The 16,517-nt window shown below is 55.2% G+C and carries 15 protein-coding genes; 6 read left to right on the top strand and 9 right to left on the bottom strand.

Annotated elements, in window-relative coordinates:
- Positions 1 to 326: 326 nt before the first annotated feature.
- From phnE (M3G15_RS04260) to M3G15_RS04275, 4 genes are all read right to left on the bottom strand, one after another.
- The gene (phnE, locus tag M3G15_RS04260; RefSeq protein WP_009223550.1) at positions 327 to 1,139 is read right to left on the bottom strand and encodes a phosphonate ABC transporter, permease protein PhnE; all 813 of its coding nucleotides are present in this window, start codon (positions 1,137 to 1,139) and stop codon (positions 327 to 329) included.
- Positions 1,136 to 2,089, bottom strand: coding sequence for a phosphonate ABC transporter, permease protein PhnE (gene phnE / locus M3G15_RS04265; protein ID WP_009223551.1), 954 nt, complete (start codon positions 2,087 to 2,089; stop codon positions 1,136 to 1,138). The genes phnE (M3G15_RS04260) and phnE (M3G15_RS04265) overlap by 4 nt, the downstream gene beginning before the upstream one ends.
- Positions 2,089 to 2,889, bottom strand: a complete 801-nt coding sequence (phnC, locus tag M3G15_RS04270; RefSeq protein ID WP_009223552.1) for a phosphonate ABC transporter ATP-binding protein — start codon at positions 2,887 to 2,889, stop codon at positions 2,089 to 2,091. The genes phnE (M3G15_RS04265) and phnC overlap by 1 nt, the downstream gene beginning before the upstream one ends.
- 111 nt (positions 2,890 to 3,000) lie before the next feature.
- Positions 3,001 to 4,017, bottom strand: a complete 1,017-nt coding sequence (locus M3G15_RS04275) for a phosphate/phosphite/phosphonate ABC transporter substrate-binding protein (RefSeq protein ID WP_009223553.1) — start codon at positions 4,015 to 4,017, stop codon at positions 3,001 to 3,003.
- A 183-nt stretch (positions 4,018 to 4,200) separates the two neighbouring features.
- Between M3G15_RS04275 and M3G15_RS04280 the strand changes: the two genes are divergently transcribed.
- Together M3G15_RS04280 and M3G15_RS04285 are read left to right on the top strand one after the other, a co-directional pair.
- Positions 4,201 to 5,880: a bifunctional metallophosphatase/5'-nucleotidase gene (locus M3G15_RS04280; protein WP_260070172.1), complete on the top strand. Its 1,680-nt coding sequence runs from the start codon at positions 4,201 to 4,203 to the stop codon at positions 5,878 to 5,880.
- A 20-nt stretch (positions 5,881 to 5,900) separates the two neighbouring features.
- The gene (locus M3G15_RS04285; protein WP_157273307.1) at positions 5,901 to 6,044 is read left to right on the top strand and encodes a class I SAM-dependent methyltransferase; all 144 of its coding nucleotides are present in this window, start codon (positions 5,901 to 5,903) and stop codon (positions 6,042 to 6,044) included.
- A 61-nt stretch (positions 6,045 to 6,105) separates the two neighbouring features.
- Here M3G15_RS04285 and M3G15_RS04290 read toward each other — a convergent pair whose 3' ends face one another.
- From M3G15_RS04290 to M3G15_RS04305, 4 genes are all read right to left on the bottom strand, one after another.
- A complete protein-coding gene (locus M3G15_RS04290) occupies positions 6,106 to 6,705 on the bottom strand; it encodes a YkoP family protein (RefSeq protein WP_260070173.1) in 600 nt (199 codons plus the stop codon).
- Positions 6,706 to 6,756: 51 nt separating this feature from the next.
- Complete coding sequence (locus M3G15_RS04295) at positions 6,757 to 7,293, bottom strand: phosphatase PAP2 family protein (protein WP_009223557.1); 537 nt, start codon at positions 7,291 to 7,293, stop codon at positions 6,757 to 6,759.
- Positions 7,294 to 7,376: 83 nt separating this feature from the next.
- Positions 7,377 to 8,585, bottom strand: coding sequence for an MFS transporter (locus tag M3G15_RS04300; RefSeq protein ID WP_009223558.1), 1,209 nt, complete (start codon positions 8,583 to 8,585; stop codon positions 7,377 to 7,379).
- Positions 8,586 to 8,648: 63 nt separating this feature from the next.
- Positions 8,649 to 9,803, bottom strand: coding sequence for an MGDG synthase family glycosyltransferase (locus M3G15_RS04305; protein WP_260070174.1), 1,155 nt, complete (start codon positions 9,801 to 9,803; stop codon positions 8,649 to 8,651).
- 367 nt (positions 9,804 to 10,170) lie between these two features.
- Here M3G15_RS04305 and rlmN point away from each other — a divergent pair, with 367 nt between their 5' ends.
- The 3 genes from rlmN to M3G15_RS04320 all read left to right on the top strand — a co-directional run bounded on the left by rlmN (position 10,171) and on the right by M3G15_RS04320 (position 14,184).
- On the top strand, positions 10,171 to 11,226 hold the full coding sequence (gene rlmN, locus M3G15_RS04310) for a dual-specificity RNA methyltransferase RlmN (protein ID WP_260070175.1): 1,056 nt from the start codon (positions 10,171 to 10,173) through the stop codon (positions 11,224 to 11,226).
- Between the two features lie 676 nt (positions 11,227 to 11,902).
- Entirely contained in the window at positions 11,903 to 12,595 is a 693-nt protein-coding gene (locus M3G15_RS04315; RefSeq protein WP_260070176.1) for a copper homeostasis protein CutC, read from the top strand.
- A gap of 98 nt (positions 12,596 to 12,693) precedes the next feature.
- Positions 12,694 to 14,184, top strand: a complete 1,491-nt coding sequence (locus M3G15_RS04320) for an FAD-dependent oxidoreductase (RefSeq protein WP_260070177.1) — start codon at positions 12,694 to 12,696, stop codon at positions 14,182 to 14,184.
- Here M3G15_RS04320 and pdxR read toward each other — a convergent pair.
- Positions 14,178 to 15,692, bottom strand: coding sequence for a MocR-like pyridoxine biosynthesis transcription factor PdxR (gene pdxR / locus M3G15_RS04325; RefSeq protein WP_260070178.1), 1,515 nt, complete (start codon positions 15,690 to 15,692; stop codon positions 14,178 to 14,180). The two genes, M3G15_RS04320 and pdxR, sit on opposite strands and share 7 nt — an antisense overlap.
- Before the next feature lie 165 nt (positions 15,693 to 15,857).
- Between pdxR and M3G15_RS04330 the strand changes: the two genes are divergently transcribed.
- Entirely contained in the window at positions 15,858 to 16,412 is a 555-nt protein-coding gene (locus M3G15_RS04330) for a GNAT family N-acetyltransferase (RefSeq protein WP_260070179.1), read from the top strand.
- Positions 16,413 to 16,517 lie beyond the last annotated feature (105 nt).

Here is a 16,517-nt window from a genome sequence, read left to right on the forward strand (position 1 = left end):
TGGGCCTCAGTGGATGGAAATGGCCCAATATATATGAAAAATCATATATATTAGGCCGAATTGAGAGCGAAGTGGTGAAATGTATTCGAAATTTCATATAGAATGAGCGATTTGGCGGGGATTCGAGGAAATGTATTCGAAAAATCATATAGAATGAGGGCCAGATCCAGCATCAGTTCAGAGACGGCGTCAGCACCAGAGCGGAACAAGAGCTGCACCAGAGCGACACCAGAACCCACGCCAAGGCCAGGTCCATACCAAGACCTAGTTCAAGCTTAGGGCAAGACAAAGTATACTGGCCGGGGATGGCTGCTGATGATTTAGGGCTAGACCAGCTTCTTCCGCAGGTAACCGGACATCCAGTCCACGAGAGTGATCATCGCGATGATTCCGAGCAGGATGATGCCAACGCGCTCCCAATCCCGCGAGCTCAGGGCGAAGATCAGCGGGGTGCCGATGCCGCCGGCACCGATGACGCCAAGGATCGTCGCGGAGCGCAGGTTGATCTCGAACCGGTACAGCGTGTAGGACAGGAATCCCGGCAGCACTTGGGGGAGCACAGCAAACCACAGGATTTGCAGGCGGTTCGCCCCGGCTGCGATCAACGCTTCGGCGGGACCGTGATCCATGTTCTCGATTTCGTCGGCGAACAGCTTGCCGAGCATGCCGACCGAGTGCAGCCCAAGCGCCAGCACACCAGCAAAAGCGTTAGGTCCCACCGCTTTGATGAACAGCAGCGCCATCACGATTTCCGGGAAGGTGCGGACAAAGCTGAGCAGCATTTTGCCTGAGCCGGATACGAAACGCGACTTGCCCCGATTGGCCGCCGCCCAGAAGGCGAACGGCAGGCAGACCAGTGTGGAAACGAACGTGCCCAGGATCGAGATGGTTAGGGTCTCCAGCAGGCCGCGCAGCAGATCCTCCCCGTCCGGCAAATAGACGTAATCCCAATCTGGCGAGAACAAGCCCGAGAGGATCGACTTTGTAATTTGGCCGGCCGTTTGTTTGATTCCGTCAAATGGGATTCCAGCAAAAGCCCATACATAGAGAAGAAGGAGCAGGATATAGATCAGCCAGCGGTAACGGTTCTTTTTGGGCTTCGGCACTTTGTGCTGCCAAGTCGTTGTGTTTGTTGTCATAATAATTTCTCCCGCAGTTTAGTGCTTGCATAATCGATCAACAGGACGACCGCGAGCGTAAACAAGATGATCATGCACGTCTTGTCATACTCCAGGAAACCTAAAGTGACTTCGTAATAATGGCCGATCCCGCCGGCCCCAACCAGACCCAGCACCGCCGCGGCGCGAATGTTAATTTCGAACGTGTACAACACGTAAGAAATAAAATGGGCCTGAATCTGCGGCACAACGCCAAAGGCGATCCGCTGGACGGGCGTGGCCCCGACGGCCGTCATCGCTTCCAGCGGCCCGCGGTCAATCGTCTCCAGCGCTTCGTATGTCAGTTTGGCGATCAGGCCAAACGAGAAGACGGTCAGCGCCATGATGCCGGGAAGCGGGCCGAGCCCAAAGATGGCGACGAAAATGGCCGCCAGCAGCAGGTCTGGAATCGTCCGCACGAGGTTCAGTAAGAAGCGGACGGGCTGGTAGATCCAAGCGCTGCGGCTGAGGTTAGAGGCGCAGAGCAGCGCCACCGGTACGGCGAGGATCGCGCCAGACGTCGTGCCGATCAGCGCCATGCGGATCGTCTCTAGCATCGCCGGAACGATATTGTCGAAGTAGCTCCACTTCGGCGGGAACATCTCCCGCAGCAGATCCAGCATGTTCGGCGAGCCCTGGATCAGCTTGCCCCACGAGGCGTCGGTGTCCACAGCGCTGCCCCACAGCAGGAGCAGAATGATCACAGCGGTCAAATAATGCCTCAGCTTGCTGGGGGCCTGGGGCCAATTCCGATTAAAGCCGGCTTGGCCGGACGGGTTAGTGCTTAGACTGGCGTTAATGTTAGCGTTGGTGTAGGCGTTAGTATTGGTCTTAGTGTCGGTGCTCGTACTGACATGGGCATCAGCGCTAGGAGCAATATTTGCTCCAGCTTTGGTCTTCGTATCGGTGCTTGGACGTGGATTCGTGTGCATCAAGCCTGCGCCTCCAGCACTTGCGGCCCCGGGAGTCGGCTGGCCAACAGCTCTTCCCGGTCGATCGCGCGGCCGTAAATTTCCGCGAACCGCTCGTCCGTCGCCTCCGACACAGGTCCGTCGAAGACAACCTGGCCCGCGCGGAGCCCGATAATGCGCGTGGCATAGCTGCGCGCCAAGTCGATAAAATGCAGGTTAACGATCGTCGTTATGCCGAGCTCGACGTTAATGCGCTTCAAATCATCCATGACCTGCTTGGTCGTCAAGGGATCCAGGGACGCCACGGGCTCGTCGGCGAGGATGATTTTGGCCTCCTGCGCCAATACGCGGGCGATCGCCACCCGCTGCTGCTGTCCGCCGGAGAGCTGGTCGGCCCGGACGTAGGCTTTTTCCACGATGTTCACGCGCTCCAGCGCCTGAAAAGCTAACTCCACATCCGCCTCCGGAAAACGGCCAAACAGGGTGCGCAGCGTGGAATGGTAGCCGACCCGGCCAGCCAGCACGTTGCGCAACACGGAGGAGCGCTTTACGAGATTGAAGCTTTGGAAGATCATGCCGATGTCGCGGCGAATCATCCGCAGCGGCTTGCCGGTGGCTTGCGTGATCGACTTGCCGTCGATGAGGATATCGCCTTCCGAAATGTCGTGCAGCCGGTTGATGGACCGCAGCAGCGTCGATTTGCCGGCACCGGACAAGCCCACGATGGCTACGAATTCGCCGGGCTCGATTTTTAGGTTGATTTGATCCAGACCTTTGGTGCCGTTCGGATACGTTTTTGTTACATTGCGCAGTTCTATCACGTTTGGGCTCCTTTTTCACAAAAAATAATCTGGAAAAACGCACAGCCAGCCGGGAGCATACAGTGCTCCGACTGGCTTGCAGGGGCTATTCGTCAAATTTCGTACAATTGCCTATTCCGTTTTCACTTTCTCGTTATACTCGCGGACGATGTCGAACACGCTGTCGTTGGAATCGACATAGCCTTCATGCGTGTAGATATCCGCGATGATTTGGTGCCCTTCCGGATCTTTGCCGATCTCGATAAAGGCATCCTTCAGCTTTTGCGCCCATTCGGCGCTCATGTCGGAACGGACGGAGATCGTATCGTTTGGAATCGGCTCCGTGTACGTCAGCACGCGAGTGTCTTCGAACACGGTTGGATAATCCTTCACGACCGTGTTCCGGGCATCCTGGAAGATCGCCGCAGCATCGACATCGCCGTTCAGGACCGCGATAACGCCTTGGTCATGGCCTTTCACCGTGATCGGCTCCACGTCGGACAGCGGATCCAAGCCAGCTTCTTGTAGCTTGGCGGCCGGCCAGACATAACCGGCGGAAGACGTTACGTTTTGGTAGGCGATTTTTTTGCCTTTCAGGTCGGCCACGGACTGGATGTCGGAATCTTTCTTGACGATAATCATCGCTTTGTAGAAATCTACCAGTTCATCCGTTGGTGCACCGGTCTCATCTTGTACCCCGAAACGCTGTGCTTGCAAAATGACCTCGGCGGCACCTTTTTCTTTGGCCAGCACGTAAGCCGTGGGAGGCAGGAAGCCGACATCCACTTGCTTGGAAGCCATCGCTTCAATGATCGTATTGTAGTCAGTCGACACGCTGACTTTAACCGGAACGCCCAGACGATCGGACAGCAGCTTCTCGAGCGGCTTCGCTTTAGCTTCCAGCGTATCAGCGTTTTGCGAAGGCACAAATTGGACGGTCAGCGTTTCAGGAACGTAGCCAGTATCTGCGGACGTGTCAGCCGCATTCGTGGATGCGTTGGATCCGGCATTGGAAGACGCAGCATTCGATTGACCGGATTCGGCCGATGCATTTCCGCTAGTGTTCGCCGGAGCGTTGTTTGCACAAGCGCTCAGGATCACGGAGATTGTCAAAAATAAAGGCAAAACAAACTTACCCATCTTCTTCAAGCGTATGACCTCCACTATTCTTATTTTTTTAGGTTCGAGACTACTATAAAAGAGATTTATTAACACGCCGTCAGAGGAAAAGCGGAAGTATGTAAAATTCCTTTTCATTCAGGAGTTTACAAACTTTGCGATCTTCGTTGCTAGAATGAGGAGGGGAATGAATAGGAATCCGAGGTGAAGGTGATGGAGCAACATGTGGAACGTGGAACCGGGGCGATCTCATCGGGACAGGAGGAAGTTCTCTGCAAAATCCTGGTCACCAGCGACATCCACGGCTTTATTTATCCAACAGATTATCGTACGACGGCGGAACGTTCGCTGGGGCTGGCCAAGTTGGCTACGCTTATTCGACGAGAACGCACGCATACACCCGACTTGATTCTGATTGATAACGGAGATGCGATTCAGGGGACACCACTGTGCACCTATCACGTCAAAAATCACCCCCACGGGGTTCATCCGTCCATCGCGGTGATGAATCTATTGGAATATGACGCCGCAGTACCGGGGAACCACGAGTTTAATTACGGGCAAGCACTACTGGGTAAGGCGATAAAGGATGCCCGATTTCCGTGGTTGTCGGCGGGGATATTGGATGAGGGGTCGGGAGAATCGGCGTTTGGTAAGCCCTACGTGATAAAGACCACCCAGGAGGGCGTGCGAATCGCCATCTTGGGTGTCACAACCCACTATATCCCGCATTGGGAGCACCCCCGGCACATCCCGGGTTGGACGTTTCAGGATGCACTCGAGACGGTGAAAGCCTGGGTTCCCCGCATCCGAGAAATAGAGCAGCCGGATTTGCTGGTGGTCAGCTATCACGGCGGGTTCGAGCGGGATTTGGCGACCGGCGTACCGACGGAACGGTTAACGGGTGAAAACCAAGGCTATGCCATGTGCCTGGGGGTGCCGGGCATCGACGTCTTGATCACGGGCCATCAGCATCGCATGCTCACGGGCGAGGTCGGCGGAGTCACGGTGATCCAGCCAGGAACGGGCGGACAAGCGTTGGGCCAAATCACCGTTCGCTTCAAGCGCGGAACTGACGGTCATTGGAGCATCCGCGAGAAAACGGCCGAGCTGCTCGTTCCCGATGCCGCCGTGGAGGCGGATGCCAAGGTGTTGGAGCTCATACGGCCGCTGGAATCGGCTACACAGGCTTGGCTTGACCAGCCGATCGGCCGGGTGGAGGGCGATATGACGATCGAAAACCCGCTCGCCTGTCGCTTGGCGGATCATCCGTTTATGGAGTTCGTGAATCGGGTGCAGATGGAGGCTGCTGGAGTTGACGTGTCCAATGCCGCGTTGCTGAGCGAGGCATCCAAAGGGTTTGCCGGAAGCATCACGCTGCGAGATGTGTTGACGAACTTCATGTACCCGAACACACTGACCGTCCTCCGCTTAACAGGGAAGGATATCCGGAAGGCGCTGGAGCAGACAGCGAATTATTTCGTTTTGGACACGGATGGTGAAATTACGGTAAATCCGGTGTATATCCAGCCGAAGGCTCAGCACTACAACTACGACATGTGGGAGGGCATTGAATACGAGCTTGACATCACCCGGCCTGTAGGGCAACGGGTCGTGAAGCTGACCCGGAACGGAGCGCCGCTGCAAGACGACACCGTGGTTGACGTCGTGATGAACAATTACCGCGCCAGTGGGGGCGGCGATTACGAGATGTACCGAGGCAAGCCGGTGATTCGCGAGATCCAGACCGACATGGCGGAGCTGGTGGCGGAGTACATTCAGCGGCACGGTACGATTCATGCGTCATGTGATGGGAACTGGAGAGTGATTAAGGGATCGTCTACCGGAGCTGGCGAAACGGCATTTCGCCCACGCCCACTTCCGCTCCCGTGAGGCAGGCGGTCATTACGGAAATGAAGCAGCTGGAACGGGCCGCTGCCCTTGCGGGAGTGGCTCCGCAGGCCCTCATCAACCCCATCGTTGAGGTGGGAGCGGGTTGGGGAACATTGGCCTTGGCCCTAGCGAAGGCGAATCCGAATTGGAGATGGATTATTTAACGGAGCACGGACTTGCCGGATCCATCGATTAGCCTGAATAACCGTACCTCTCTGCCGTGCCTTACATCACCTTCTCCATCCCCAATTGCCCAAATTTCCGGAACAGTGACGCGCGGCTCATCACCAGCTTCACCGGAATCAGCTTGTCCGCATGGCCGGTGATCCGTTTGCGATGGCTCGGATGAAAGACGGTGAGCAGCAACCGCAGATAGGTGGTCGTCAATGTCCGGAAGGCCCCCTGTTCAACGTGGTGCGTTTCGAAGCCCAACCCATGCGTGATGCCCCGATCCAGCAACGTAATCCCTTGCAGCGCCTTCACCTGACTAAGCTGCGGGTTGCTTTGCATTTCGGCGCAGATTTGCGACATCGCGTTTTTTGCAAGCCGGGCGACCTTCAAGGCGACCCGGTTCGCCTCATTGGATTGCAGCATGGCGAGGATTTGGCGGTTATCCAAATGCAGCTCCCCAATCCAATCCCCGTCCTGAATCCACGTCCCGTCCTCGCATTGCATGCTTTTGCCGCGGTATTGGGTGACAAACATTTTGCAGATGCCGAACTCTCCGGCGTACTTGGAGCGCAGTCGGCTAAACAGCTCAAATACCCGCTCCCAGCCCATCCAAACCGTTTGGACGGATTGCTTCATGATCGTTTTCACTTGCATGGAATGTCCTCACTTTCTTTTTTAAATCGTGTAGTGCTTAGATGTCTGCATCTAGACCAGCCCGGCGCTTAAAACAACGAGGAGGGCAGTCATGGCTCCAAGTAAGCCGCCCGCCAGCACATCGGAGGGGTAATGGACGCCAAGGTAAATTCGCGACAGGCCAACGATAAAAGCAAGCGGCAGAAGCAGTTGCGCCAGACCCGGAGCCGCGTATAGGAGCGGGATAAACGTCGAAAAAGCGGCCGTTGTGTGCCCGGATGGGAACGAGTAGTCCTTGAGCGGGTGGATGGAGATCCTTGCGTTTTGCAACGCTTCGTATGGGCGCGTACGCTGGAATCGCTTCTTAATCACTACCGCAAGCAGATGGCTAACGGTTAGAGCGATCAGGCTGTGCCATCCTGCCCGTTGCCATGAACCCGTGGTGAAGAGGACCACAGAAAGGGTTAAAGCGATCGTAAACGCAGCACTCCCCAGATGAGTAAGTCCTTTCAGAATCCGATCCAGCCACGGGTGACTCAGCGAATGATTGCACCACCGAAACAGCCGGTTATCGTACTCGCGCAGCCGAAGATAATAGCGATGTTTCATACCAACCCCTCCAATCCCTGAAAAAGAACACGTTCTACACGCCCCAAACCACTTACTCCAACCATTTAAACCAAACCTCCAACTCAACTACGCTGCCGGTATTGTCCCCGTTGATGCTGCCGCACGGGACGAATCCAGTAAAACAGCATGATGCCGAACAACAACAGTGAGCTGATCCCAACCGTCACCGTGACGTCGAAGCTTTCTGCCATCCAGCCGCCCAGAATGGGGCCGAGGATGACACCAATCCCTTCGATGCCGGAGAGGACGCCCCAGCCGGTCGCTTTTTGTTCGGCAGGAACGTAGTGGGACAGGATGGCGTTCCATGCCGGGAGTACAGCGGCATACGCCGCACCAAGACAGACGGCGAGCAGCATCGTGCTGAAGATCTGCCGGGAGTAGATCAGCAATCCAAGGCAGGCGGCCAAGGCGCCAAAACCGGCGATCAACAGCCATTTGTAACCCCATTTGTCGGCAAGCCGGCCCATCGGAACGAGCAGCAGGACGGTCATGCAGCCCCCAGCCATCAACACGATGGAATAATCCGAATAATCCAGCGCCAAATACTCGGAGGCAAAGCTCGGCAGGACGGGCACCAGCAGACCGGCGGCAAGCGTTTGCACAATCATGCCGGGCACAAGCGGCTTCATTTGCGCAAGCTTGCTCCCGATTTCACGTATTTGCTGTTTAAATGGGACCGTAGACTCCAGCAAGCGTCGGGATGAGAAATCCATCCGTTTCAGGGCGGCCAGCAGCCACCCCGCGGCCCAGCATCCGGCCAATAGCCAGAACGATAACACATAGCTGCGGTCGATCAGAAAATTGACGCCAACTGGGCCTAGGCCCAGCGAGACGAGCCAAATCGTATAAATCGATCCCATCTGTGAGCCGCGGCGGTCCTCCCGGATCTCGGAGAGGCAGAGCAGCCAGACGGGCGAGACCCCAATCCCGATCAGGCCCGCCCCAAGTACAATCGCCCAAGGAGCATGAACTCCGTAAGAGACGAACAGGCCGAGCAGTCCGAGCAGCAGGAAGATATTCAAGATCACCCGGGCGGGGAACCGATCCAGCACGTATCCTGCGAGAACCTTAATCAGCGTGTCGGCCAAATAATGGACCGAGATCGCTAAACCAACCGCCGCCAGCGTAATCTGGCGTTCTTTGGCATAGGCGGGCAGGAATGAGATAAGAAAGGCGCTGCGGGCGATTTCTGTGAAAAACAAAATGGCCGCGCAGTGCAGAAATGCTGGAGTAAGATGATGACTGGATATCCATCGGCGAGTACTTTTCATATGTGTAAGACCCCTTGCTTCTTATTCGTGCCTTCATCGTCAAAGGTGCGGCTCGCTGAATCATTAGCCGTCCGCCAACGCCGGCAGTCGGCCCGCCAGGCGCAGTACGTCCCGGACGATCGTCTCGGTGGCGCAACCCGCGGCCAGTTCGTCGTATTGCTGGAGCATCCGGGCCCGGCGGACCTCGGAATCAAGCAGCTTTTGCACCTGCTCCGCCAAGGTTCGCGGCGAGGAGGCCACTACGGCTGCGCCTTTGCGCTCCAGGTACCTCGCGTTTTCCCGCTCCTGGCCGGAGAACGGCTTGTAGACCACGATCGGCGTGCGGATCTGGATCGCTTCCGACAATGTGATACCGCCGGCCTTCGTCACGATGCAAGCGGCTTCCCGCATACGGTCATGGATTGCTTCGACGTAACCGAATAGGCGGAGCCGTTCGTGACCGGCAAAACGCCGTTCCAGGCGACGCCGCAGCTTCTCGTTGCCTCCGCAGACGAGGTCCACTCGCACGTCCGGCAGTGCCAACAGCTTGGCGGTGATCCGCTGGGCGTCGGGCAAAGGAATATTCGCCCCCATCATGACCAGAATGGAGCGGGATCTCTCCAAGGATCGCCTTGCCTGGGTCTGCGTCAGCGGATTTGAGGATCGCCCCGGCTCATAAAAATGCTCCCGCACGGGGATGCCGCTGACCACAATCGCCTCTGCCGGCACGCCGCGCTCCATCATCTCCCGCTTCAAATCGGCGGTCGCCACATAATAACGGTCCGGCTGCGTGAACAACCAGCGGTTGTGCAGGCTGAAGTCGGTCACAACTGTAAAGACCGGCCCCCGAATGCCGTGTTTTCGCAAGTGTTCCGTAATGCCGCCGAAGGGGAAGGTGTTGATGATCGCGTCTGGCCGCTGCTTTTGGAGCAGGGCGATGAGTTTTTTCATGCCCAGCTGGTTTCCCCATTTCGCTATAGCGCTCGTCTGCTGGAGATCCTTCGTTGCGTAATAGCTCCAACCGTAATAATCTAAGCCGTAGGTTGAGAACCACGGGCTGTATAAGTAGAGATGCCGGGAAATAGAATTGAGTCCCGGATGGGCTTCACGGTACAGGTCGATCACGCTGACCGAACGGACGCCCGAACGGGTCAGGGATTGCTCCAGCGTCCGCGCTACCTGGATATGGCCGTTGCCGTATCCGGCGGTCAGGATGACGATATGCATGTTTTGCTTCATGATAGCTGCCGCCTTTCCACCGAAATCGAAAATGCACGGTTCATTCCGTTGATTTATTCCGAGTTCCAGTATATAGGAAGGTTGGAAGAATCAAACCGGACGTTCGGCGTGATTTCATTCCGACCTTAGTCCAGTATGCGGGCCGGACCGCTTGGGATTATAACCCCCCTAGGACATCCGAGTAACCCAAGTGAATATACCTTCACTTTAGAGTGTTAATGTTAACGTTCGTTTAAGGGGGATAGGTATCTGTGTAAATGGGCGTTGAGGTGAGGCGATGGGATTCGTTTTTTTACCTGTGGCATTCGGGATGGCGGATTAGGTATAATTAAAAAATGACTTGAGTTCGTTTAGAAAGAGGATATGGATGAATAAACAATCGATTTATGGTATGACGAAGGATCAGCTGGCCGCTTGGCTGCTGGACCGTGGACATAAACGAGGCCGGGCCGTGATGGTATGGGAGGGTCTATACCGCAAACGGGTTACTGCGTTCGATGCAATGGAAGGCGTTCATCCCGAATGCCTCGCCCTGCTGAAGGAACAGTTTGTTATCGAAACCTTGGAGGAGCATGTCCGCCAAGAGTCGATCGATGGGACGATCAAGTTCCTATTCCGCTTGCAGGACGGCAACCTGATCGAGACGGTGCTCATGCGCCATAAATTTGGTCTGTCGGTTTGCGTGACAACCCAGGTTGGATGTAATATCGGCTGCAGCTTCTGCGCCAGCGGGCTGTTGAAGAAGAGCCGGGATCTGACGAGCGGAGAAATCGTAGAGCAGGTCATGAAGGTGCAGATGCATTTGGACCGGCAGGGCAAAGGTGAACGCGTCTCCCACATCGTGGTGATGGGGATCGGGGAACCTTTTGATAATTACGACAATATGGCTGATTTCCTGCGGGTCATCCAAGACCCCAAAGGACTTGCGATTGGTCCGCGCCACATTACCGTGTCGACCAGCGGGCTGGCGGACAAAATCATCGAGTTTGCCGATTCCGATCTGCAAGTGAATTTGGCTGTGTCGTTGCATGCCCCAAACAATGAGCTGCGCACGCGGATCATGAAGATCAATAAGGCGATTCCGATTGAGAAGCTGATGGCGGCGATCGACTATTACCTGGAGCGGACGAACCGGCGGCTTACGATTGAGTATATTTTGCTCAAGGGCGTGAATGACGGGACGGAACATGCGCAGGAATTGGCGGATCTGCTGGGAGACCGGTTTGTGAACGTCAACCTGATTCCGTATAATCCGGTGGATGAGCACAGCCAGTATCAGCGGAGTGAACAGAAATCCGTGTTGGCCTTCTACGATGCGCTCAAAAAACGCGGCCTCAGCGTCAGCGTCCGGCTCGAGCACGGGGCCGACATCGATGCGGCCTGCGGACAGCTGCGCAGCAAGCAGCTGAAGCAGCCGAGCTGAGCTGAACTGAGTTGAGCAGAATTAGGCTGAGTGGGACTGTGAAGAGCAGAGCTGAACAGAGCTGGGCTGAGCTAAACTAAGCTGAACTAAGCTGAGCGAGCGGGATAATGGCAAAGGGAAAGGACTTGGAGAATAGCTCCAAGTCCTTTTTGGGTTGCTGGAGGCGGCTTGCTGTACCTATCGGAGAACCAGTTAACTGTAAAAGTACATCTAAAATCAAGCAGGTTGCGAATTTTTGGGTGATTAACTGCAAAAGTACAGTTGAAAAGGAATGATTAGAGTAGAATCCAGCCGATTGCCGGCTCATGAACTGCATTTTTACATTTGAAGCCTCAAATATGATCGGTTTTGGTGCAAATGAACTGTACTTTTGCATTTCGTGAATGTGTTTCGTGTCAAGGCGGTGCAACACGCTTGCGACAAGCGGGTGGCCGCCTCGCACATCCTCCACTAGAGATGTCTTCGGATCACGCCCTCCAGCAAGCTCGCTACCGCATGCGGCCCGCTCTGGAGCACCTCTCTCGACAGAGGGAGTCGTACGAAACGTTCATCCAGGTCCAGCGCCTCGGCGAACAAGCCGCTTAATCCGCGGGCTCGGCGAATGGTTTGTTATTTTGACCGAGACCCGCTAACATAGGGGTACAATTGTTATCCTCGAGGTGAAGGAGGTTATCTGATGCTGCTAGAGGTTATCGCAACCTGTGTAGAGGACGCCGTCGTGGCGGAGGCAAATGGAGCGGACTGGCTGGAGCTGATTACAGCGATGACGGAAGGGGGACTCACCCCTGGGATTGGCATGGTTCAACAAGTGGTGAAGGCGGTGTCTATTCCCGTTCATGTGATGGTGCGCCCGCATAGCCGATCTTTTGTATATGGGGAAGCCGATTTATTGACGATGGAAGCCGAAGTGCGAGCGATCGCCGAAACGGGGGCGGCGGGGATCGTCTTTGGCGCGCTGACCGCCGATCGGCAAATTGATGAGGGGGCGCTGGAGCGGATCTTAAAGTTGTCGGGGGGGCTGAACGTTACGTTTCACCGGGCGTTTGACGAGTTGGCCGATCTGCCGTCCGGGTTGCGCACACTCATGCAGTACCCGCAGGTGAACCGGGTGCTGACCTCGGGCGGACCGCGCCCGGCGCCGCAGGCGGTTTCCGAGATTCGGGAGCTGGTGGAGATGGCACGCGGCAGCTCGTTGCGCATTTTAGCTGGACACGGCTTAACCCTGGAGACGGTCTCCCAAGTCATTGCCGACACAGGCGTGAGCGAAGTACACTGCGGCTCTGCGGTTCGAATCAACGGGAACGGACTGGCTCCCCTTGATCCCTCCAAGCTGCAGAGCTTATCTCGTTTGTTACATGGCATAAAATAACAGATAACACCATAATATAACAAAAATTTACTGGATACGACACCTCTTCGGGAGATAACATGTCATTACATCCCATATAGAGGAGCGATCCTGAATTTATGCATATTTATCCCAATAACCAACAAACTTTAACAAAACGTTGTGCATTGGCACTCCTGTGCATACTGCTGCTGCTCGAAACGGTGGGCGCTTCAACTCCGGTGATCGCAGCGTCCGCTTCAACCGCATCCCCCGTATCCTGCGGTCCGGGTTGTCAACGTTATGACATTGTTATGATTGGCAGTGAAATTGAAGGTGTGCTCTTGGCAAAGCGGGCGCATGATGCCGGGCTAAGCGTACTGATCCTCGATCCTCGCGAGAAGCCGGGCGGGGAGCTGATCCAAGGACAGATGCTGGTGCTGGACGAACCCAACGACAATCGTAAGCGCAGCTTGGTGCAAGGCGAAATGAAATCCTTGTACGACGGCTACAATGCCGGGACAATTCGTAAATTGTCTGCTTTTGAAAACTATTACCGTAAGATGATCCGAGGGATTCCGATGCGAAGCGGTATCGTCATTGACAGCGTGGAGATTAATGGAACCGGCAAATCAAAGCAAGGGAAGACGCTGAAATCAATCACCTACCTGGCCAAAGACGGCAAATTGTATCAAGTACAGGCGGGATACTTTGTGGAAAATACCGACTTTAACGCACTCACCGTCCATCTTGGGAACAAACGAATCCCGGGGATGGAAAGCTTGTACAACGGCAAGAAGCCGGATTATATGGCCGCTACCTATATGCTTCGGTTCAAGGGAGTTAACTGGAGCAAGCTGCATCAAGCGGTGCTAGAGGATTATCCGCTGACGAATGTCGTCAAGAAATACGGCCCCAATACATATGTTGATTGGGATTTCGCCACTGGCTTCAGCAACATAACCTACCAGTACAAGCCGCGGGACTCCCAGCTACTACTGAGAGGATTAAATGCCACCTATCAGAAAGACGGTGAAGTGATCGTTAATGGCTTGCTGATTTACGATGTCGATCCGGCCGATCCGAAATCGGTCCGCTCTGCCGTGGCTAAGGGCAAGGCCGAAGCCCCGTATATCGCCAAATTTTTACGTGAACATATTCCCGGGTTCAGCAAAGCGCAGCTCAATGGATATCCCGATTATTTGTACATTCGCGACTATAACCGTTATGAAACGGAATACGTGCTGACCTATAAAGACGTGATGTCGAGCCGGATGTTCTGGGATAACGTGACGCTTGGAGGATATCCCGTCGATTTACAGGCAACTCGCGCGTTGAAGAAGGGGATTGGTTTCGGCAAGCCGGACCGCTACGGGATTCCTCTGCGTTCCTTTGAGCTGAAGAACTACGACAACGTCCTGGTAGCTGGTAAAAATATTGGTGCGGAAATCAAAGCCTACGGCAGCGCCCGTATCATCCCCACCACTGCTTTGGCCGCGGAAACCATGGGCATCCTGCTCGCGCGGGAATGGAAGAAGGGGCACAAGCGGTTAAGCGAGCTGACCGCGGCGGATTTCCGCCGAATCCACCAATATTTGAAGAAGGATTACAACATCCGGGTCGATCAATGATCTGTATGCGGAAGTTCCTGAAGCCAGGTCGACCAGGCCTCCTGGAGTCGAGCCACGCCTTCATCGATCCGATCGAACGGGATGCCGCCGAATCCGAGCATAAACGATTTGAGCTCCGTTTCCGGCGGTGCCTCCCAATAGAAGGCGGCAGAGGCGATCCGTACGCCGGCTTGTCCAGCCAGCTGCAGCAGCTGTGCTTCCGGCAGGCGGGATTTGACGTTTAGAATCACATGCATCCCGGCGCTATCACCGGTAACGGCAGCTTGTTTCCCGAAATGTGATGTGAGGGAGGCGACGAGCTGCCGATTTTTTTTGCGGTATAGGTTCCTCATTCGCCGGATATGCCGTTCGAAGTGTCCTTCCTGAATAAACCGCTCCAGCGTTCGCTGATGTATCCCCGACGCAGACGCTTCAAACAGAATATGCCGCCGCAAGGCGCGGAACCGGGGCACCAGATGCTCGGGCAACACGAGATAATGGATGCAGATATCCGGGGCTAACACCTGGGAGAAGCCGCCGAGATAGATGACGCGGTCGTTGGGGACCAGTCCTTGCAACGCCGGCACCGGTTTGCCTTGATAGCGGAACTCGCCTCCGTAATCGTCTTCGATCAGGTAGCCGTCCACCGCCTTAGCCCATTCCAGCAGCTCCAGTCGGCGGGATAATGGCATGACGAGACCAGTCGGAAACTGGTGGGACGGAGACACGCTGGCGATCCGGGCTCCACTGGCCCGCAACAAATCGGGGCGCAGCCCGTGCTCGTCAAGGCGGATCGGATGGACCGTGAAGTCCAGGGCGGCCAGCGTAGCGGGAACGATCCGGTATCCGGGCTCCTCGACGGCAATGGAATCGATCTCCCCCTTCAGCATTTGCCCTAGCAGCAGAAGCAGCAGATGTTGTTCCGCCCCAATAACGATCTGGTCCGGTGAGGCTTTCACCCCGCGGAACCAGCCTAAATATCCGGCGATGGCACGTCGTAATCCCGGGTCCCCCTGAGCGTCTCCGTAGAACAGCAGGTCTGCATATTCCGGGCGTAAGAGCTGGTTATGTAGTCTTTTCCATAGGGCAAAAGGAAACAAGCTGAAATCGTTCTTAGACAGGTGAAAATCGTATCGTGGGAATCCCGCCTTCTTCTCGTTTGGTGCAGGCTTCGTTTGAGGCATAGCAGCAGCTGCAGCGGACTTCGACGACACCCGGTCCCGGCCTTCCGGCTTCTCGTGTCCCAGCTCAAGTGCCTTATAGGGCTCCGGCAGTTTGACAACGAAGTATCCCCGTTTCGGCCGACTCTCGATAAACCCTTCGGCGATCAACTGCTGGTAGGCCAGCTCGACGGGCGTAGTGCTGATGCCGAGGAACTCCGCCAGCTTGCGGATCGAAGGCAAACGTTGCTCTTCTTGAAGCGAACCGGCGATGATATCCCGTTTGAACGACTCATAAATTTCGACGTACCGGTAGGAACGCCCGGCCTTCCCAGTTTGTCCGTCATTTTGGTGCGGTATGATATACACTCGTGGATCCCCTTCCTTCGATGGCAAACTGTCCTTTGATTTTTTCTCGATTTGTATATTTTTCAGTATACAGTACCGTGTTAAGATGCGAAAAGAACAACGCAGCAAGATGAACATGTGCAGTAAGAGAGAATAAGCCAAGAGATGAAAAAGGGGAACATAACGATGAGTAACGCGGGTTTTCTAATGGGTGAAAAAGTATATCTCCGCCCGATGAACGTGGAGGATGCGGAGTGGTATTATTTGAATTTGCATGAGCCGGAAGTGAGAAAATGGACGGGGACGAAACGTCACTTCACGAAGGATTTTATCGCCTCCTATCTGGAGCGGAAAAGTCAGGACGATTCCACCGTACTGCTGGCGATTGTACGACGGGACGATGACCGGCCTATCGGGGACATTGCGCTGCAGGATATCGATCCGAGCAACCGCTGCTGCAACATTCGCATTGCGATTAACCAGACGTCGGATACCGGGAAGGGTTACGGCAGCGAAGCCATGAAGCTGATGCTGGATTACGGCTTTGGCGTACTGAATCTTCACCGGATTGAGCTGAATGTGTTCGACTACAATGCCCGGGCGATGCACGTCTATGAGAAGCTGGGGTTCAAGCGAGAGGGTGTGCAGCGAGAAGCGTTGTTCTACGATCACAAGTACCATGATTCGATTCTGATGAGCATTCTAGAGGACGAGTTCCGGGCGTTGCACGTACGTCAATAGCTCTTGTCAGAGTCTTGGGCAAACCGCTTTGCATAGCGATCCTCGTCAGTTCGTGATATACTAGTGGAACAAATGTTCCCTAGGGATATCGGCGGGTGACACAAA

It is taken from the genome of Paenibacillus sp. p3-SID1389 (genome assembly GCF_025151705.1).
Classification (GTDB): domain Bacteria; phylum Bacillota; class Bacilli; order Paenibacillales; family Paenibacillaceae; genus Fontibacillus; species Fontibacillus phoenicis.